Source organism: Halotia branconii CENA392, assembly GCF_029953635.1.
GTDB classification, from domain to species: domain Bacteria; phylum Cyanobacteriota; class Cyanobacteriia; order Cyanobacteriales; family Nostocaceae; genus Halotia; species Halotia branconii.
On the sequence record NZ_CP124543.1, the window covers coordinates 5968514 to 5986211 of the forward strand.

Below are 17698 nucleotides of genomic sequence, written 5' to 3' on the forward strand. Positions count from 1 at the left end.
GCTATATTAAACGTAGTCGTTATGAGTACGTTTAACTTTTATGGCTAACCCGACTGTAGAAAACTTAGTAATCATCGGTTCTGGCCCAGCAGGGTACACCTCTGCCATCTATGCAGGACGAGCTAACCTCAAACCCGTTGTATTTGAAGGTTTCCAAGCGGGAGGTTTGCCTGGTGGACAACTGATGACAACAACAGAAGTAGAAAACTTTCCTGGATTTCCCCAAGGTATTACGGGGCCAGAACTAATGGATCAGATGAAAGCGCAGGCGGAGCGCTGGGGGGCTGAGTTATATACTGAGGATGTGATCTCAGTTGACTTAAGCCAGCGCCCTTTCACTGTGCGCTCAGATGAAAGAGAAATTAAAACCAACAGCTTGATTATTGCCACTGGTGCAACCGCCAAGCGTTTAGGCTTACCTAGCGAACATGAATTTTGGAGTCGCGGTATTTCGGCTTGTGCAATTTGTGATGGTGCAACACCAATTTTCCACGGTGCAGAATTGGCTGTGATTGGTGCTGGTGACTCAGCGGCGGAAGAGTCAATTTACCTGACTAAATACGGCTCGAAAGTCAATCTGTTAGTACGCTCTGATACAATGCGGGCTTCTAAAGCTATGCAAGACCGCGTTTTGAGTAACCCAAAAATCCAAGTGCATTGGAACACAGAAGCTGTGGATATTTTCGGTGATGGTCACATGACTGGGGTGAAAATTCGCAATAATCAGACTAATGAAGAAAGCGAACTACAGGCTAAAGGCTTGTTCTACGCGATTGGTCATACTCCCAATACTTCACTATTTACAGGACAACTAGAACTAGATGAAGTGGGTTATATTGTCACCAAGCACGGGACTGTAGAAACCAGTGTAGAAGGCGTTTTTGCCGCTGGCGATGTCCAAGATCATGAATTTCGTCAGGCAATTACAGCTGCTGGTACTGGCTGTATGGCGGCGATGCTAGCTGAACGTTGGTTGTCTTCCACTGGTTTAATTCAAGAGTTCCATCAACAGCCGGAAACACCAGCTAATGAATTAGAACATCAGCCAGCTGCTAAGAAAACTGAAGCAGAGGAAGCAGCTGGATTTAATTTACAAGTAACGCGCCATGAGGGGGGTTATGCTTTACGGAAATTATTCCATGAAAGCGATCGCCTACTTGTTGTCAAATACGTCTCTCCAGGTTGCGGCCCTTGCCATACCCTCAAACCCATTCTCAATAAAGTAGTAGATGAATTTGACGGTCAAATCCACTTTGTAGAAATTGACATCGACAAAGATCGCGATATTGCCGAGAATGCTAATGTCACCGGGACACCAACAATTCAATTCTTCAAAAATCAAGATTTATTGAAGGAAGTTAAAGGTGTGAAGCAAAAGAGTGAATATCGCCAATTAATTGAAAGTAATCTCTAACTGGACTTTAGACTAAAGCAAGCGATCGCATCAGCTAATACCAATTCACTAAAAGTATGATACAGATAAATTAGGAATAAATATGAACGGGTAAAAATGGTTGGAGTCACCAAAGTCGAAATAAAAGAATCAGTCCAACAGTTGCATGAACTGCTCGTCAAACAGAAAACAGCATCAAGCCGTGAACGAGTTCAAGCTTTGTATTTACTGAAAATGGGGCAAGTAAGAACGGTACAGGATGCAGCTTTTGTCGTAGGCAGAGAAAGAGTGACAGTGCAAAGATGGTTAAAAACATATACAGAGTCGGGAATAAACGGTCTATTGTCAACAAAAAAAAGTCCAGGGCGACCGCCAATTATTGATGGTTCGACCAAAGAACAACTTTTAAAAGAACTTGAACAGCCATTTGGATTTAAAAGCTATGAAGAAATCCGAACATGGTTGAAAGCGGTTCAAGGTGTGAGAGCGTCGTATAAAGTAGTACATGATACAGTACGCTATCGAATGAAAGCGAAGTTAAAAGTACCAAGAGCAGTAGGGATAAAACACAATGAAGAAGCAGAATTAGAATTTAAAAAAAACTGCCACAATACCTAGAAGTTATAAAAAAACACGTCATAGAGCCAAAAGATAAACATAAAGAAATTAGATACTGGTGTGGTGATGAAAGCCGTGTAGGATTAAAAACAGAATTAGGAAGACTGATCACGCTTTGTGGCATTAAACCTATTGGCATCATGCAATGGAAACGAGAAAATTTCTATTTATATGGTTTAGTAGAGCCGTTAACTGGTGAGTATTATATTTGGGAATTCTCTCATCTCAACACAGCTTGCTTCAATATCTTTTTAGAACAGTTTGCAGCTACGTATCCGGAAGATATACACATACTTCAATTAGACAATGGTGCTTTTCATTTAAGCCAGACTCTTAAAATTCCAGAAAATATTATTTTATTATTTCAACCTCCACATACTCCCCAAGTCAATCCCATTGAACGTTTATGGGAAGAAGTAAAAAGGAATTTAAGTTGGGAATGCTTTGCTAATTTGGACGAGTTAAGAACAGTTATTTGGCAACGTCTTGAGGAATTAAACACATCAATTGTTGCGAATATTACAGGTTGGGGTTTTATTCTGGATGCTTTATTTGTATCAGGCTTTTCGTGAAATGGTATAAATACTGCTCAAGTTCTTTGTTTGGAAAACATTAGCCAGCAGATATAAAGATTCTCTACTGGCTTTTCGATCTAATTAGTTAATTACCGTTTGATATACCGACTAGCCATTTGAATCGCATCAGAAATATCGACATCGCCATCCCCGTCTGCATCTAGAAAGGAATTTAGTACAGGATTCCCGCCACCTTGAGGATTTTGAGCATTCGCGCCAGATTGCAAGAAATTCAATACTAAAGGTACTGCTAAAGGCAGCAATTGTTGGATTGTACCAGCATCTAATCCGGTACGTTGGGCAGCAACGTTAGCCACCTGTTGCTGCATCGCTGGGGAAAATAAAGAGTTAACAGCTTGGGGGTTTTCAGAAGTGCCGCCATATTGATTTACTAAAGCTTGAGCTTGTTCGTTACCACCTGTAGCTTGCTGCTGTTGTAAAGAAGAGCGCACATAATTACCCACAACACCCAACATAGATTGTATTGTTGAGGAATCTGCCCCAGTCCGATTACTCAACTGATCGACAGCGTTGATAATACCACCGATTTGACCTAAGCTGCCTTGTTGATTAGGATTAGCGACAGCACCAAGAATTTGATCGAAAAGTCCCATAAGTTTCTTTTGTTTTTGTGTTTTTTCTTTCCTAAGACCAACCTGAAAGCTGCTCAGACTGTAAGTCTCAGACAACATCAACCAGCCTGTCTTAGGGTGTACTTTACAAGAAGTCGGCGTGAAAGCCCACTCCTTAAAGAAATGGATTGAGATCACCAACCGACTTGGCAAAGAAAGAGTATTGAACATTAACGCTTTCTCAATGCCCCATACTTCGGCTCCTTTCCCCCTGCTCCCCTGCTTCTTCCCCATTCCCTAAAGCCGCTTTCGATTAATATTAAAAGCATCTGCGTCGTTCATAACCATTAAATTTTGCCATCCATGCCTCTGTCGCGCATAGTCACGCTGATTGTTGGTCTAATCGTCATTTTGGGGCTAGCCCTGTGGCTGATTGATTCCCTTTCACGCCTCTATTGGCAGTTGTCTTATTCGCCGCTGCTGGGTAATTTGCTGTTGCTGCTGTTGATTGTACTCATAGGGGCTTTGGTTGCAGCTTTTGTTTATTATGTGCTGGTAATTCAAGCCGGGGAAAAGCGATCGCGTCGTCAACGCAATCGTGTGACTTCAGCACAAATTCCCGCTGCTAAATCTGATGCGGCTTCTACGACACTACAAGCTGTGCGCCAACAAGTAGGACAAATTCAAGATGAAGTAGCACGCCAAGCTTTATTAAGTAAATCGCGGGAAATTGAAGTTAATTTAGCACGGGGTGAAATCCAAGTAGTGGTATTTGGGACAGGAAGTGCTGGCAAAACTTCTCTGGTGAATGCAGTTATGGGACGCATGGTAGGTCAAGTTGATGCCCCAATGGGAACAACCCAAGTAGGAGAAACCTATTGTTTGCGGTTGAAGGGTTTAGAACGCAAAATTTTAATTACAGATACCCCAGGAATTTTAGAAGCTGGGGTAGCAGGAACAGAACGGGAACAAATGGCCAGAGAATTGGCAACATCGGCAGATTTATTGTTATTTGTAGTCGATAATGACTTGCGACGTTCAGAATATGAACCGCTGCGGGGATTAGCAGAAATTGGCAAGCGATCGCTTTTAATCCTCAACAAAACTGACTTATATACAGATGAAGATAAAGAAGTCATTCTTGCCCGGTTACGTCAACGAGTACGGGGATTTATTGCTGCAAGTGATGTAGTAGCGATCGCAGCTAATCCTCAATCTGCACAGCTAGAAACTGGCGAAACCTTCCTGCCAGAAGCAGATATTGTGCCTCTGCTGCGACGAATGGCGGCTATTTTAAGAGCTGAGGGTGAAGATTTAGTTGCAGATAACATTCTCCTACAATCTTTGCGACTAGGAGAAGAAGCACGTAAACTCATTGATAGCCAGCGCCGTCGTCAAGCTGACAAAATTGTAGAAAGGTTTCAGTGGATTGGTGCTGGTGTAGTTTCAGTCACGCCTCTACCATTTGTCGATTTATTAGCAACCGCTGCTGTCAATGCTCAAATGGTTGTGGAAATTGGTAGAGTCTACGGCTGCGAACTGAATATGGAACGCGGACGAGAGTTAGCCCTTTCTTTAGCAAAAACGATCGCCAGTTTGGGAATTGTCAAGGGAGCCATTGAATTATTATCTACCGCTTTACAAACGAATCCGGCGACTTTTATTGTTGGTAGGGCAGTTCAAGGCGTAACCGCAGCTTATTTAACGCGGATTGCTGGTAAGAGTTTTATTGAATATTTTCGTCACGACCAAGATTGGGGCGACGGTGGGATGACAGAAGTGGTGCAGCGACAGTTTCAAATGAATCGCCGAGATGAATTTATTAAAGCTTTTGTGCAAGAAGCGATCGCTAAAGTAGTCAAACCTTTAACAGATAGATCCGAGGCGATCGAGGAAGCAGGGGAGCAGGGAGCAGAGGGCAGGGGGAGAGACTGAAATCGAGGAGGCAGGGGGAGAAGCTTCTAGGTGGTAAACACATCCAAGGTAAACTGATGATTAAGGTTATAAACCTGTTATTTAGGGAATTGTGTAAAATTACTTTAACTTGATGCTTTAATCTTTCATTCTAGTGAAGGGTTTTAAAATCTCGGAAAGTTTCAATTACCCTGAAAATATCAGCAAAATATCAAGTCGCCAGATTTTCACAGGCATTACATGGGCAGTATTTGGGAAATTGATTTTTACTCCCGTCCGATTCTGGACGCAAATCAGAAAAAAGTTTGGGAAGTCTTAATCTGCGAAAGTCCTTCGGATGTGGGCAAAAGTATGGATTCCCTGTTTCGCTATGCTGAATATTGTCCCAGTACCCAGGTCAATTCGGGTTGGCTGCGGACGGCGTTACAGCAAGCAATTACTAAGGCTGGAGAAGCGCCAATCAAAATCCGCTTTTTCCGTCGCCAAATGAACAACATGATTACTAAAGCTTGTCAGGATGTGGGTATTCCAGCTCAACCTAGCCGCCGCGCTTTAGTTCTCAATCAATGGCTAAAACAGCGGATGGAGTCAGTTTATCCTCAAGAACCAGGGTATCAAGGAGGGGGGAATCCCTCGGTGCGTTTAGAAAGACCTTTACCCCAGCGTTTACCAGATGCTTTGGAAGGAAAACAGTGGGCATTTGTGACTTTACAAGCTGCGGATTTTACAGAAATGTCAGAATGGGAAATTGGCTTTGGGGAAGCGTTTCCTTTAGAGTTAGCCCAATTATCACCTGAAACCCGCATTCCTGGTGTTTTAATTTTCTCACCCAGAGCATTGCCGATCGCAGGTTGGATGTCTGGTTTGGAGTTGGCTTTTTTAAAGTTTGATACTACCAAAGGACAGAGATTAATTTTAGAAACTGGCGCTACTGAAAGTTGGGTTTTAGCAAATATTAAAAATCCCCAAACTTTAGCAGAAGCTAAAAGTTTTGAAGAGACTAAACAAAAAGCTAACGGTGTGCATTTTATTGGTGTCCAATCTGATCCTCAAGCAGAATCTTTTGCTGGGTTTTGGCTATTACAAGAGGTGAGTTTACCGTAATGGGGCATAGGGCAATTAAGAAAAATTGGGGCAGGGTGCGGGGTGCAAGGGGGAATGAAGAAGAGGAATTACCTATTTCTCCCTGCTTCCCTTCGGGTTCGCCAGTCCCTCTTTGTTGGAACAACAAGACCGGGCTGGCTCACCTGCCCCCTGCTCCCCTGCCTATTTCTCCCTGCTCCTCTGCTCTTTCTCTAGTCCCTAGTTCCTAGTCCCTAATCCCTGTTAGATGACGACTGTTGTAGAAAGGATTAAGAACTGAAGAAAGGGTAAAAAATTCAGAAAAAAGGTTTAAATAAGAGGAAAATTTGAAATAATGCCTCAAATAAGTTCACGGGCTTTATATTCTATCTTTGATTCTTCTACTGATACATACTTATACATATTGCTGTTTGTGAAATAATTCTCTGCGTCCATGACACGCTGATAGATACCAATGATTTGGGATAATTGTCTGCGTCTGTCTGCGTTTCACAATTGCAATTGCTGATACACACGATAGATATCAATGATTTGGGATCATTCTCTGCGTTCGTTTGCAGTTCAAAGTCCAAAATCTACAATTCACCAAGGGTCATGGGTGCTGAAAATTTGTCACAAGATACACTAGCAGAACAACTGCTGGAACTAGCTATAAAATCTGGAGCAGAAGCAGCTGAGGTTTATCAGTCGCGATCGCTTTCTCGTCCTGTGTTTTTTGAGGCTAATCGTCTCAAGCAGCTAGAAACCAGCCAATCTGAAGGTACAGTATTGCGGCTATGGCGAAATGGACGGCCAGGACTGACGGTAGCTTACGGTTATGTCTCAGCTCAAGCGCTGGTGGAGCGAGCTTTAGCTTTGAGTCAACTTAATCAACCCGAACCAATACAATTGGGCAATTATTCTAAACCTTCCTATCCTGATTTAGGAAAAAATGTACCTATTGAGGTATTGGTAAATTGGGGCAAAGAGGCGATCGCTTTAATTCGTGATGTTTATCCAGAGGTTCTTTGCAATAGTGATTGGGAATGTGATGTGGAAACTACTAGACTTTTAAATACATACGGTCTAGATTGTTACTATACTGACACTACTCTCAGTTGCTATGTATCAGCAGAATGGATACGAGGCGATGATTTTTTAAGTGTTTCTGATGGTCAAACCCAGCGGGATATCCTGCAACCTGAGAAAATAGCTGATCAAATTTTACAAAGGTTACTTTGGGCTAGAGAAAACGTCTCACCACCCAATGGCCGCGTTCCGATTTTGTTTACTTCTAAAGCGGCTGATATGCTTTGGGGTACTGTACAAGCGGCTTTAAATGGCAAACGCGTCTTAGAGTTAGCTTCTCCTTGGGCAGAACGCGTGGGTCAACCAGTGATTGCACCTAACTTGACTCTTTACCAAGACCCCCAAGCAGGCCCTTACAGTTGTCCTTTTGATGATGAAGGTACTCCTACCACTCCTTTAGTCTTTATCCAAGATGGGATTTTACAGCATTTTTATTGCGATCGCACCACCGGACGACAACTAGGTACTGATACTACTGGTAATGGTTTTCGTCCTGATTTAGGCAGCTATCCCAGTCCTGGTCTATTTAATTTATTGATCCAGCCTGGTGCAGCATCACTACAAGATTTAATTGAACAACTGGACGATGGCTTAATTGTCGATCAAATATTGGGCAACGGCAGTGGCATTTCTGGCGATTTTTCAATCAATATTGATTTAGGTTATCGTGTGCAGAAGGGTCATGTAACTGGGCGTGTAAAAGATACGATGGTTGCAGGTAATGTCTATACAGCCATTAAACAATTGGTGCAATTAGGTAACGATGCTGATTGGAATGGTTCTTGTTATACTCCGTCTTTAATAGTAGAGGGACTATCTACTACTAGTAGAAATAATTAATTGAGACTCTGACCTTTTGTGAATTAAAAATTCAAAATGAATTTACTGCCGCCAGTCCATAATTTTTACTCTCACAAAGCTACGGCTATTGTTACATAATGTTTACAACAATAGCGTTGTTCTCCAGCACTCAGCAAAAAACGGGCGATAATACTACTCTACAAAGACGTGAAGACCGATCCAGCTAGTTGTGTTTCTATCTCTACAATGACCATATAAGAACAAGGCTGACTCTTGTTCTCTCTGCACTTGCGTCTAGAGTGGTTACTCAATCAGCCTATGCAACCTACTAATCCTAACCAATTTACAGAAAAAGCCTGGGAAGCGATCGCCCACACCCCAGATATTGCTAAACAATACCAACAACAACAGATAGAAAGTGAACACCTGATGAAGGCGCTGCTAGAACAAGAAGGTCTAGCTAGCAGCATTTTCACCAAAGCGGGTATTAATTTACAAAAAGTCGGTGAACGCACCGAGCAATTTTTGCAACGTCAGCCAAAAGTCTCAGGTAACAGTACTTCGGTATACTTGGGTCGCAGCTTAGATACACTCTTAGATCGGGCTGACGCATATCGTCAAGATTTTAAAGACGAATATATTTCAATTGAACACTTATTGCTGGCTTACGCCAAAGATGATCGCTTTGGCAAAAGTTTATTCCAAGAATTTGGTTTAGACGAAGGCAAGCTGAAAAATATCATTAAAGAAGTTCGTGGGAGCCAGAAAGTGACCGACCAAAATCCAGAAGGAAAATATCAATCGCTGGAAAAATATGGGCGTGACCTCACAGAAGCTGCTCGTAAAGGTCAACTCGATCCAGTGATTGGGCGGGATGATGAAATTCGGCGGACTGTGCAAATTCTCTCTCGCCGTACCAAAAATAACCCGGTATTGATTGGTGAACCAGGCGTAGGTAAAACTGCGATCGCCGAAGGACTAGCACAGCGGATCATTGCTGGCGATGTCCCTCAATCTCTCAAAGACCGCAAGCTAATCGCTTTAGATATGGGTGCTTTGATTGCCGGGGCAAAATTCCGGGGCGAATTTGAAGAACGTCTCAAAGCAGTATTAAAAGAAGTTACCGAATCCGGCGGCAATATAGTTTTATTTATTGATGAAATTCATACCGTTGTTGGCGCTGGTGCAACTCAAGGGGCAATGGATGCTGGTAACTTATTAAAACCGATGTTGGCGCGGGGGGAACTGCGCTGTATTGGGGCGACAACTTTAGATGAATACCGCAAATATATTGAAAAAGATGCCGCTTTAGAAAGACGCTTTCAGCAAGTTTATGTCGATCAGCCCAGCGTCGAAGATACCATTTCGATTTTGCGCGGACTCAAAGAACGCTATGAAGTCCACCACGGGGTAAAAATTTCTGATAGTTCTTTAGTTGCAGCCGCTACCTTGTCAAGTCGCTATATTAGCGATCGCTTCTTGCCAGATAAAGCGATCGATTTGGTAGATGAAGCCGCTGCCAGATTAAAAATGGAGATTACCTCCAAACCAGAAGAACTCGACGAAATCGACCGCAAGATTCTCCAATTAGAAATGGAGAAACTATCTCTGCAAAAAGAAAGTGATGCAGCTTCTCGTGAACGCCTCGAAAGACTAGAAAAAGAACTTGCAGATTTCAAAGAAGAACAAAGAACCCTCAGCGCCCAATGGCAGTCTGAAAAAGATATCATTACCAAAATTCAGTCAGTTAAAGAAGAGATTGATCGGGTTAACTTAGAAATTCAGCAAGCAGAAAGAAACTACGACCTCAACCGCGCTGCGGAGTTGAAATATGGTAATTTAACAAATTTACATCGCCAACTCGAAGCAGCAGAAGACGAATTAGCAAACGCCCAAAGAACTGGCAAATCTTTGTTACGTGAGGAAGTCACCGAAGCCGACATTGCCGAAATTATTTCTAAGTGGACGGGAATCCCCATCAGCAAGTTAGTAGAATCTGAAAAAGAAAAACTACTGCACTTAGAAGATGAACTGCATCACCGCGTAGTTGGACAAGATGAAGCAGTCACAGCTGTTGCTGATGCCATTCAGCGATCGCGCGCCGGATTAGCTGATCCTAATCGTCCCATTGCTAGCTTTGTTTTTCTTGGCCCTACAGGCGTGGGTAAAACTGAATTAGCCAAAGCATTAGCGGCATACATGTTCGACACCGAAGATGCATTGGTGCGAATTGATATGTCTGAGTATATGGAAAAACATGCTGTTTCACGGTTAATCGGTGCGCCCCCTGGATACGTGGGTTATGAAGAAGGCGGACAATTAACTGAAGCGATTCGCCGTCGTCCTTACGCTGTGATTCTCTTTGATGAAATCGAGAAAGCGCACCCAGATGTATTTAATATCTTTTTGCAAATTCTTGATGATGGTCGTGTCACTGATGCCCAAGGGCGAAAAGTTGACTTTAAAAATACGATCATTATTATGACCAGCAACATCGGTTCGCAGTACATTCTTGATGTCGCTGGCGATAACTCACACTACGACGAAATGCGTCGTCGGGTAATGGAAGCGATGCGAAATAACTTCCGTCCAGAGTTCCTCAACCGAATTGATGAAATTATCATCTTCCGTGCTTTGGATAAAAAAGAATTGCGGCAGATTGTACAGTTGCAAGTAGAAAGATTGCGGCAAAGACTAAGCGATCGCAAAATGTCCCTCAAACTCTCGGATGCTGCGCTTGACTTTTTAGCAGAAGTAGGATACGACCCTGTATTTGGAGCGCGTCCACTGAAACGAGCAATTCAGCGGGAGTTAGAAACTCAAATTGCCAAAGCCATCTTGCGCGGCGAATTTAATGATGGCGACACCATCTTTGTCGATGTCCAAAATGAACGTCTTTCCTTTAGTCGTCTACCTGTTGAGGTATTTACTAGTTAATAACCCCAGTCGGTTGATAAATTCCAGATATTAGGAAGCAGGAGATGCAAGGGAAGAATTGGGGAAAGAGTCTTTCTCCCAATCATTCCCTTGTTTTTTTGCTTACCCTTGACTTTTGACTTCCGTGCAGCGGTACTAGTAGTCTGGCAACCCAAAAATGACAGGTGGAGGCAGGCAGGGGAAGCAGGGGAAGCAGGGGGAGAAAAGAACTGGACTTTTTCACATTAACTCCGCAAAGTTCTCTTGGCAGACTACTAGTGGCTCACGCACACGCGATAATCTAGAATAATATTTGAATTTTTTCACGGTATGGAAACTACAAGAGTATCTGACCAAGGACAAGTGATCATTCCTCAAGCGATGCGAAAAGCCTGCGGTTGGGAAGCAGGTCAGGAATTGCTTTTAATTGATACTGGTGATGGGATTCTTCTCAAGCCGAAAAAACCTTTTGCTAAAACTGCTTTAAGTGATGTTGCAGGCTGTTTGAAGTTTCCAAGTGTTGCAAAAACAATTGAAGATATGGACAATGCCATTAGTCAAGGGATACAAGAGGAATGGCATGGTCGCAGTTGATACTAATATTGTGGTACGTCTTTTGACTCAAGATGATGAATTGCAATACCAAAAGAGTCAAGAAATTTTTCAGACTCAGGATGTTTTTATAGCTGATACAGTAATTCTTGAAACAGAATGGGTACTAAGATTTGCATATAAGTTTAAACCAAATGAGATATGTTTAGCTTTACGCAAACTGTTTGGCTTGCCTAATGTTTATCTTGTTAACACAAACTTAGTTGCTCAAGCATTACAATGGCATAAAAACGGGTTGGGTTTTGCAGATGCTTTTCATTTAGCTCAAAGCCAGCATCATAGTTATTTTTATACTTTTGATGAAAAATTAATCAAAAATGCCAATGGGTTGACATCATGTGAAGTTAAGAAACCTTGAGAGTGCGATCGCTCCTGTAAAATAAAGCTAAATTATCCCTTGATATCAAAAAAATAATTATTGTTCTTACTCATTTTTATTGATAATTCAGTAAATTGTTGTTTGAAACTGTAACGTCAACAAATAAAATGAGTTTATTAAGGTTTTCTCAAAGTCTGCTTGAGAATAGATGAAAATATAATTAAACACAAATAAAAACTGCCATATTATCCATAAGTGAAGGAATTTTAAACATGTTTCACAAAATGTTGGTTGCAGTAGATAGATCCGAAATGGATCAACATGTTTTTGAACAAAGCATATTGTTAGCAAAAGCAACTAATGCTGAAGTCATGTTGCTGCATGTTTTATCTCCCCTAGAAGATCCTTATATCAGTCCTGTTTTTACACAACCAGATGCTATTTATCCTACTTTACAAACTCCACCGATGGATAGCTATAACTATGTCCAGGAGTGGGAAGATCTAAGAAAAGAAAGACTAGATTGGCTGCGATCGCTCGCTGATACAGCAATTCATGCAGGTGTAAAAACTGGTTTTTCCCAAAACTTAGGTGATGCAGGTCGCATCATTTGTGATGTAGCTAGTAGTTGGCCAGCGGATTTAATAATCGTTGGTCGTAGAGGTCGTGCGGGAATTAGTGAGTTGTTCCTAGGTAGTATCAGTAATTACGTATTGCATCATGCTCATTGCTCAGTTTTGGCAATCCAAGGACAAATAATTGATACAGCAGCAAACCATTAAAATGCACTAGTGGTCTGTCAACCCAAAAATGACAGGTGGAGGCAGGCAGGGGAAGCAGGGGAAGCAGGGGAGGCAGTGAGGTCTTGGGGGAGAAAAGAACTGGACTTTTTCACATTAACCCAGCAAAATTAATGGGACACACTACTAGTGGTCTATCGCATTTATTTTGAGTGGTAAAATAACGAACCGCCAAGGACGCAAAGTACACAAAGGAAGAGAGAAACAAGAGAAATTGAAAAGTTGATTAACCTATCAAAACTTTTGCGATAGACCACTAGAGACTTGAAACAGATGCATTCAACGGTCATTCAAAATTTAAAGGTAACTATAACTACAAAAAATTAGGGATACGTAAAATCGTATCCCTATAATTAAAACTCAAGATTAACTAAGAAGCACCTTGCAATTCAGCAGTACGGACTGAAAGCGACTGTGTTTGGCTACCTCGTTGCACTTTCACCTGCAACACTTGACCAAGGCGACTGTCTTCTACAACGTTTTGCAACTGTTCAGCGCTAGTGATAGATTTGCCATCAACTTGAACAATGACATCGCCACGCCGCACACCAGCAGTAGCAGCTGGGGAGTTGGGTACAACCCTAATCACCACTACACCGTTGACTTCTGGTATTTGGATTGGAGAGTTAGGATCAGTATTATTTTGCTTTGCTAGCTGGGGCGTTAAAGTTACCATTTGCACTCCTAGATAGGGGTGAGCAACTTTTCCGTCTCGTTGTAATTGAGATGCGATCGCTTTTGCTTTATCAATAGGAATAGCAAAACCAATACCCATAGCATCAGGACGAATGGCGGTATTAATCCCAATTACTTCACCTCGGTCATTCAATAACGGGCCGCCAGAATTACCAGGGTTAATTGCAGCGTCGGTTTGAATGAAGTCTAAGCGTTTGTCAGAAATGCCAACTTGAGCGCTAGAACGTTTGAGGGTGCTAACAATTCCCAAAGTAACGGTATTATCGAAGCCTAAGGGATTACCAACTGCGATCGCCCAGTCTCCTACCTGTACGTTATCAGAAGAACCTAAAGGCGCAACAGGCAAGTCGTTACCAGCATTGATTTTTACAACCGCTAAATCTGTTACTTCATCAATGCCTTTAACTTGACCTTCAAAGTTACGGCCATCTTTGAGGCGGACTGTTACCTTATCAGCTTTATCGACTACATGGGCATTGGTAAGAATTAATCCACCTTTGTCAATAATAAAACCAGAACCTAAACCGCGTAATTGCTCAGAAGGCATCTGTTGAGGTAAGCCTTCACCAAAAAACCGACGAAAAAAGGGATCTTCCAAAAATGGATCGACTCGACGAGAAATTGTACGCTCCGTATCAATCCGTACTACTGCTGTACCTACACGATTTACAGCTGCTGTGACAAAGCTAGTGTTACCTATAGCAGCAGTTGCTGGCGATTGTTTTTGAGCAATCAACTCTGGTGTATCTACCACAGGATTAGGTGCAGGTTCTGCGAGTGAGGGTAAAACCCGCAAAGTGCTAACGGTTAGCGCCACTCCTAAAATTATAGCTAACAGATGAGAACTGACTCGACGTATAGAACGGGGTATTTTGGAAAATCGCATAATTACAACCTAAATTTAGAAACCTAGTTGTTGTTTAGTCGTAAGAATTTATCTATCTATGGTTATTTTTACAGTTTCGATGACAATCTCTGACTTGTGACGTTTTACTTTCTCTCTAATGTTTGGAGCTGAGACCTTTTGCAAAGCCTCTGTAATTAAAAGTAATTGAACATTTAGCCCCATAGCTATTATGGAGATTTACCATTGCCAGGTTCGGTTTTTACTATTTTCAATGAGTTCAGCTAATCCCTATTTTTGATTACCATTATTGAACCATTCTCCTCTAGGCTAGGATCTTAGTACCACCAGTGCTTTAATAACCCATGAACGGATCAACTCAAGAATCCTTGCCCATAGTCGAGAAAGTAGAAAAATCCCACAGTCATGAGCATACAGATCATACTCATGGACATGGAGAATCGGTTCATCCTCACGTCCATAGCGAAGAGTCCTTAAGGCGAATCGTTAATCGACTTTCACGTATAGAAGGACACATTCGCGGTATTAAAACGATGGTGCAGCAAAATAGCCCTTGTCCTGATGTTTTATTGCAAATTGCCGCTGTACGGGGCGCATTAGATAAAGTGGCGAGAATCGTTTTAGATGAACATTTAACTGAGTGTATTGCAAGAGCTGCTCAAGAAGGCAATATGGAAGTTGAAATTGCCCAATTAAAAGCCGCTTTAGATCGATTTTTGCCTTAATTCATCTATTTGAGTTTTTTGGTTGTTATATTCTGTTCTAACCACTGAATAACCTGATAACCAAGACGAGTCCCATCTAATCGGTCGATTTCGCGGATTCCGGTAGGGCTAGTAACATTAACTTCGGTAAGGTAGCCACCGATTACGTCAATACCTACAAAAATCAAGCCGTCTTTACGTAATTCTTCGGCTAATTGGGTACAAATTTCAGATTCTCTTGAGGTGATTTTAGTTCGAGCAACCGTACCACCTGTGGCCATGTTATTACGAAAATCACTGCCACTAGAAAGGCGATTCAGCGCGCCAATTGGTTCACCATCGAGTAAGATAATCCGCTTGTCTCCCTCTTTGGCCTCTGTAAGATAAGTTTGCACCATAACTGGCACTCGACCTTGAAGGGTACTAAGCTCAATTATGGAGTTAAAATTGCGATCGCCTGATTGTAGAACTAAAATTCCTTCGCCAGCTTTGTTACCTAGTGGCTTAAGAATAGTCATCCCCTTAGCTTCAACAAATTGCCTAATAACTTGCTTATCGGCACTGACTATCGTTTCTGGAATTGCATCGGTAAACTGGAGGGCATACATTTTTTCATTTGCCCCTCGAATACCACTAGGACTGTTAATTACTAAAGTTTTATTTTGGTCAACGTAATCCAGAATATAAGTCGCATACAGGTACGAATCATTAATCGGTGGGTCTGTCCGCATAAAGACAGCATCCATTGTTTCTAAAGGAGTCAAACAAAGCTCACTTAACTTGTACCAAGGATTTGCCGCTACCCAACGTCCTTCCACCAACTGTATTGGTACAAGTTCTACCTGCTGTAATATAGCCCAAGCATTACCATTTGCCACACTCAGCAGGTTTGCCTGAGTTACCCAAATTTCATGTCCTAGAGCTTGTGCTGCTTCCATCAGTGCAACACTAGTATCATGACAGGGGTCGAGCTGATGGATAGGATCAATAATAAAAGCCAGTTTCACACTTTTTGCCTCAATCACCAGGGAATTTTGAATTATTCAATTTAGATTATCCCCTGATGTCCAGACCGATTCACAATTGCTTTTAGAGGAAAAAGCAATCACCATATTTTTTCAATCTACACGTTGCTAGCAGCTAGTAGCTCATCTAGCTCACCTTGACTGTCTAATGCGTAGATATCGTCACAACCACCAATATGCTCGTCGTTGATAAAAATTTGTGGTACAGAGCGTCTGCCATTAGCTCTCTGGGCCATTTTATCTCGTGCAGTTTCGTCTCCATCAACACTGTATTCGGTAAATTCGACTCCCTTTTGCTTGAGCAAACCTTTGGCACGAATGCAAAATGGGCAAGTCCTCCAAGTGTAAATTTCTACTTTGGCAGCCATAACATCCTCAATTTGGTTTAGTACTTTTTAATTTTAGATCTTTGCTCTTGACCATAGCGGCTTATCCAGTTTTTTTTAACTGTAGAAATGGTTCAGTATAGTTGTCAAAAATAAAAATTACTCCCTTCCTGGTGTTCAACTACTAAAATCATGTCGGCTGAGTTTCGTTCCTCAGTTCAACTCATTCAGTAATTGGGGCTTAGGAAAGGAGTATCAATAGTCTATCGATTCTTAAATTTTGGTTATAACTGGCATCCTGATTATATTTTATGCTTTTGCACCCTGTAATTTAACAAACTGATGATATTCCAGTTACAAAAATTTGGGTAAGAAGTATTTATTCATCTCTAAGCCCATGTTTGATTTCTATGAAAATTTAGCAGGTATTTTTTAAGCCTGTGGAATATCTTTTTTGTTTTTCTTGTTCAATCCAAATGCACTCATAGCTAATAAGCTTAAAGCTGCTACTGTACCAGGTTCGGGTACTTGTACAGGTTTAGGTGCAGGTGGAGTAGGTGGTTCATAGTAAGTCGTAGGTGATGGCGTAGGTGCGGGAGCAGGAGCAGGCGCTGGTGCGGGAGCAGGTGCTGGTGCGGGAGCGGGAGCAGGAGCAGGAGCAGGAGCAGGCGCTGGTGCTGGTGCTGGTGCTGGTGCTGGTGCTGGTGCTGGCGCTGGTGCAGGCGCTGGTGCTGGTGCGGGAGCAGGCGCTGGTGCTGGTGCGGGAGCAGGAGCAGGCGCTGGTGTTGCTGCTGATGCAGATACACCTGCAAGTTTGCTACTGCCCTCACGACTAGAACCAGGAAGTCCTACACTCATTACACGTAAACCGAAGTCTTGATTAAAAAACTGATCAAGGGTTAAAGCTGCTTTGCTGCTAGATAGAACAAAAGTTGCCGTTTGAAAGTCGTCACCCTTTCCTATACCTTGTGTGCCAATTTCCACACCATATTCAAATTTGTGGGTATTTCCATCACCCTTAAGATTAGCTTGACCAACCTTCTCAAGCTTTCCAGTAGTGCTATAGTCAGTTTCTGTTATAGGTGTACCGTCTATACCTAAAACTTGGAGACTAGATAGAAGGGAGTTATCTTTAATGTTGAAGAAGACTCCGCGGATATCGCCAATATTTTTATATGTTGAGTCAGTTAAAAACTCCACTTTAAATTGAACTTTTCCAGCACCAGCCACTGTGTCATCGAGAGTATATCTAACTTGTAACGGGTCGCCTGTAAAGTTAGTAGCGGTGAAACTCATAGAGGCGGCATTGGCAGGGTTTAAGGAAGATGTAGCGACAGCTACACCCGCAGCTACTAATAAAGAAGATCCCAGCCGAATAGAAAATGCTTTTGCCATAGGTGATGTACTAAAT

16 protein-coding genes are annotated in these 17698 nt (G+C 42.2%); 11 read left to right on the top strand and 5 right to left on the bottom strand.

The genetic code is table 11. The features are described 5' to 3' along the window. The first annotated feature begins 40 nt into the window (after positions 1-40). The 3 genes from trxB (at position 41) to QI031_RS26175 (ending at position 2583) form a co-directional block, all read left to right on the top strand. The gene (gene trxB / locus QI031_RS26165) at positions 41-1414 is read left to right on the top strand and encodes a thioredoxin-disulfide reductase (protein ID WP_281482502.1); all 1374 of its coding nucleotides are present in this window, start codon (positions 41-43) and stop codon (positions 1412-1414) included. Positions 1415-1510: 96 nt separating this feature from the next. After that, positions 1511-2011 carry a helix-turn-helix domain-containing protein gene (locus QI031_RS26170; RefSeq protein WP_281480997.1) on the top strand — a complete coding sequence of 167 codons (501 nt, stop codon included), beginning with the start codon at positions 1511-1513 and terminating at the stop codon, positions 2009-2011. A 47-nt stretch (positions 2012-2058) separates the two neighbouring features. Beyond that, on the top strand, positions 2059-2583 hold the full coding sequence (locus QI031_RS26175; RefSeq protein WP_281485908.1) for an IS630 family transposase: 525 nt from the start codon (positions 2059-2061) through the stop codon (positions 2581-2583). Between the two features lie 92 nt (positions 2584-2675). On the opposite strand, the gene QI031_RS26180 is transcribed toward QI031_RS26175, so the two are convergent. Next, on the bottom strand, positions 2676-3200 hold the full coding sequence (locus tag QI031_RS26180) for a DUF937 domain-containing protein (RefSeq protein ID WP_281482503.1): 525 nt from the start codon (positions 3198-3200) through the stop codon (positions 2676-2678). Positions 3201-3521: 321 nt separating this feature from the next. Here QI031_RS26180 and QI031_RS26185 point away from each other — a divergent pair, with 321 nt between their 5' ends. From QI031_RS26185 to QI031_RS26215, 7 genes are all read left to right on the top strand, one after another. Beyond that, positions 3522-5093, top strand: coding sequence for a YcjF family protein (locus QI031_RS26185; protein WP_281482504.1), 1572 nt, complete (start codon positions 3522-3524; stop codon positions 5091-5093). 219 nt (positions 5094-5312) lie between these two features. Beyond that, positions 5313-6176, top strand: a complete 864-nt coding sequence (locus QI031_RS26190; RefSeq protein WP_281482505.1) for a Tab2/Atab2 family RNA-binding protein — start codon at positions 5313-5315, stop codon at positions 6174-6176. A 573-nt stretch (positions 6177-6749) separates the two neighbouring features. Continuing rightward, complete coding sequence (locus QI031_RS26195) at positions 6750-8063, top strand: TldD/PmbA family protein (protein WP_281482506.1); 1314 nt, start codon at positions 6750-6752, stop codon at positions 8061-8063. Positions 8064-8342: 279 nt separating this feature from the next. Beyond that, complete coding sequence (gene clpB / locus QI031_RS26200) at positions 8343-10961, top strand: ATP-dependent chaperone ClpB (protein ID WP_281486126.1); 2619 nt, start codon at positions 8343-8345, stop codon at positions 10959-10961. Positions 10962-11270: 309 nt separating this feature from the next. Next, entirely contained in the window at positions 11271-11534 is a 264-nt protein-coding gene (locus QI031_RS26205; protein WP_281482507.1) for an AbrB/MazE/SpoVT family DNA-binding domain-containing protein, read from the top strand. Further along, the gene (locus tag QI031_RS26210; protein ID WP_281482508.1) at positions 11521-11910 is read left to right on the top strand and encodes a type II toxin-antitoxin system VapC family toxin; all 390 of its coding nucleotides are present in this window, start codon (positions 11521-11523) and stop codon (positions 11908-11910) included. Before QI031_RS26205 ends, QI031_RS26210 begins: the two co-directional genes overlap by 14 nt. 233 nt (positions 11911-12143) lie before the next feature. Continuing rightward, a complete protein-coding gene (locus QI031_RS26215; RefSeq protein WP_281482509.1) occupies positions 12144-12653 on the top strand; it encodes a universal stress protein in 510 nt (169 codons plus the stop codon). A 388-nt stretch (positions 12654-13041) separates the two neighbouring features. On the opposite strand, the gene QI031_RS26220 is transcribed toward QI031_RS26215, so the two are convergent. Continuing rightward, positions 13042-14253 carry an HhoA/HhoB/HtrA family serine endopeptidase gene (locus tag QI031_RS26220; protein WP_281482510.1) on the bottom strand — a complete coding sequence of 404 codons (1212 nt, stop codon included), beginning with the start codon at positions 14251-14253 and terminating at the stop codon, positions 13042-13044. Positions 14254-14576: 323 nt separating this feature from the next. Here QI031_RS26220 and QI031_RS26225 point away from each other — a divergent pair, with 323 nt between their 5' ends. Beyond that, a complete protein-coding gene (locus QI031_RS26225) occupies positions 14577-14957 on the top strand; it encodes a metal-sensing transcriptional repressor (RefSeq protein ID WP_281482511.1) in 381 nt (126 codons plus the stop codon). Positions 14958-14962: 5 nt separating this feature from the next. On the opposite strand, the gene gshB is transcribed toward QI031_RS26225, so the two are convergent. The 3 genes from gshB to QI031_RS26240 all read right to left on the bottom strand — a co-directional run bounded on the left by gshB (position 14963) and on the right by QI031_RS26240 (position 17682). Beyond that, the gene (gshB, locus tag QI031_RS26230; RefSeq protein ID WP_281482512.1) at positions 14963-15943 is read right to left on the bottom strand and encodes a glutathione synthase; all 981 of its coding nucleotides are present in this window, start codon (positions 15941-15943) and stop codon (positions 14963-14965) included. Positions 15944-16059: 116 nt separating this feature from the next. Next, positions 16060-16329, bottom strand: a complete 270-nt coding sequence (gene grxC / locus QI031_RS26235; protein WP_281482513.1) for a glutaredoxin 3 — start codon at positions 16327-16329, stop codon at positions 16060-16062. Positions 16330-16719: 390 nt separating this feature from the next. Beyond that, positions 16720-17682 (bottom strand): PEP-CTERM sorting domain-containing protein, encoded by a 963-nt coding sequence (locus tag QI031_RS26240; protein ID WP_281482514.1) that lies wholly within the window; start codon positions 17680-17682, stop codon positions 16720-16722. Positions 17683-17698 lie beyond the last annotated feature (16 nt).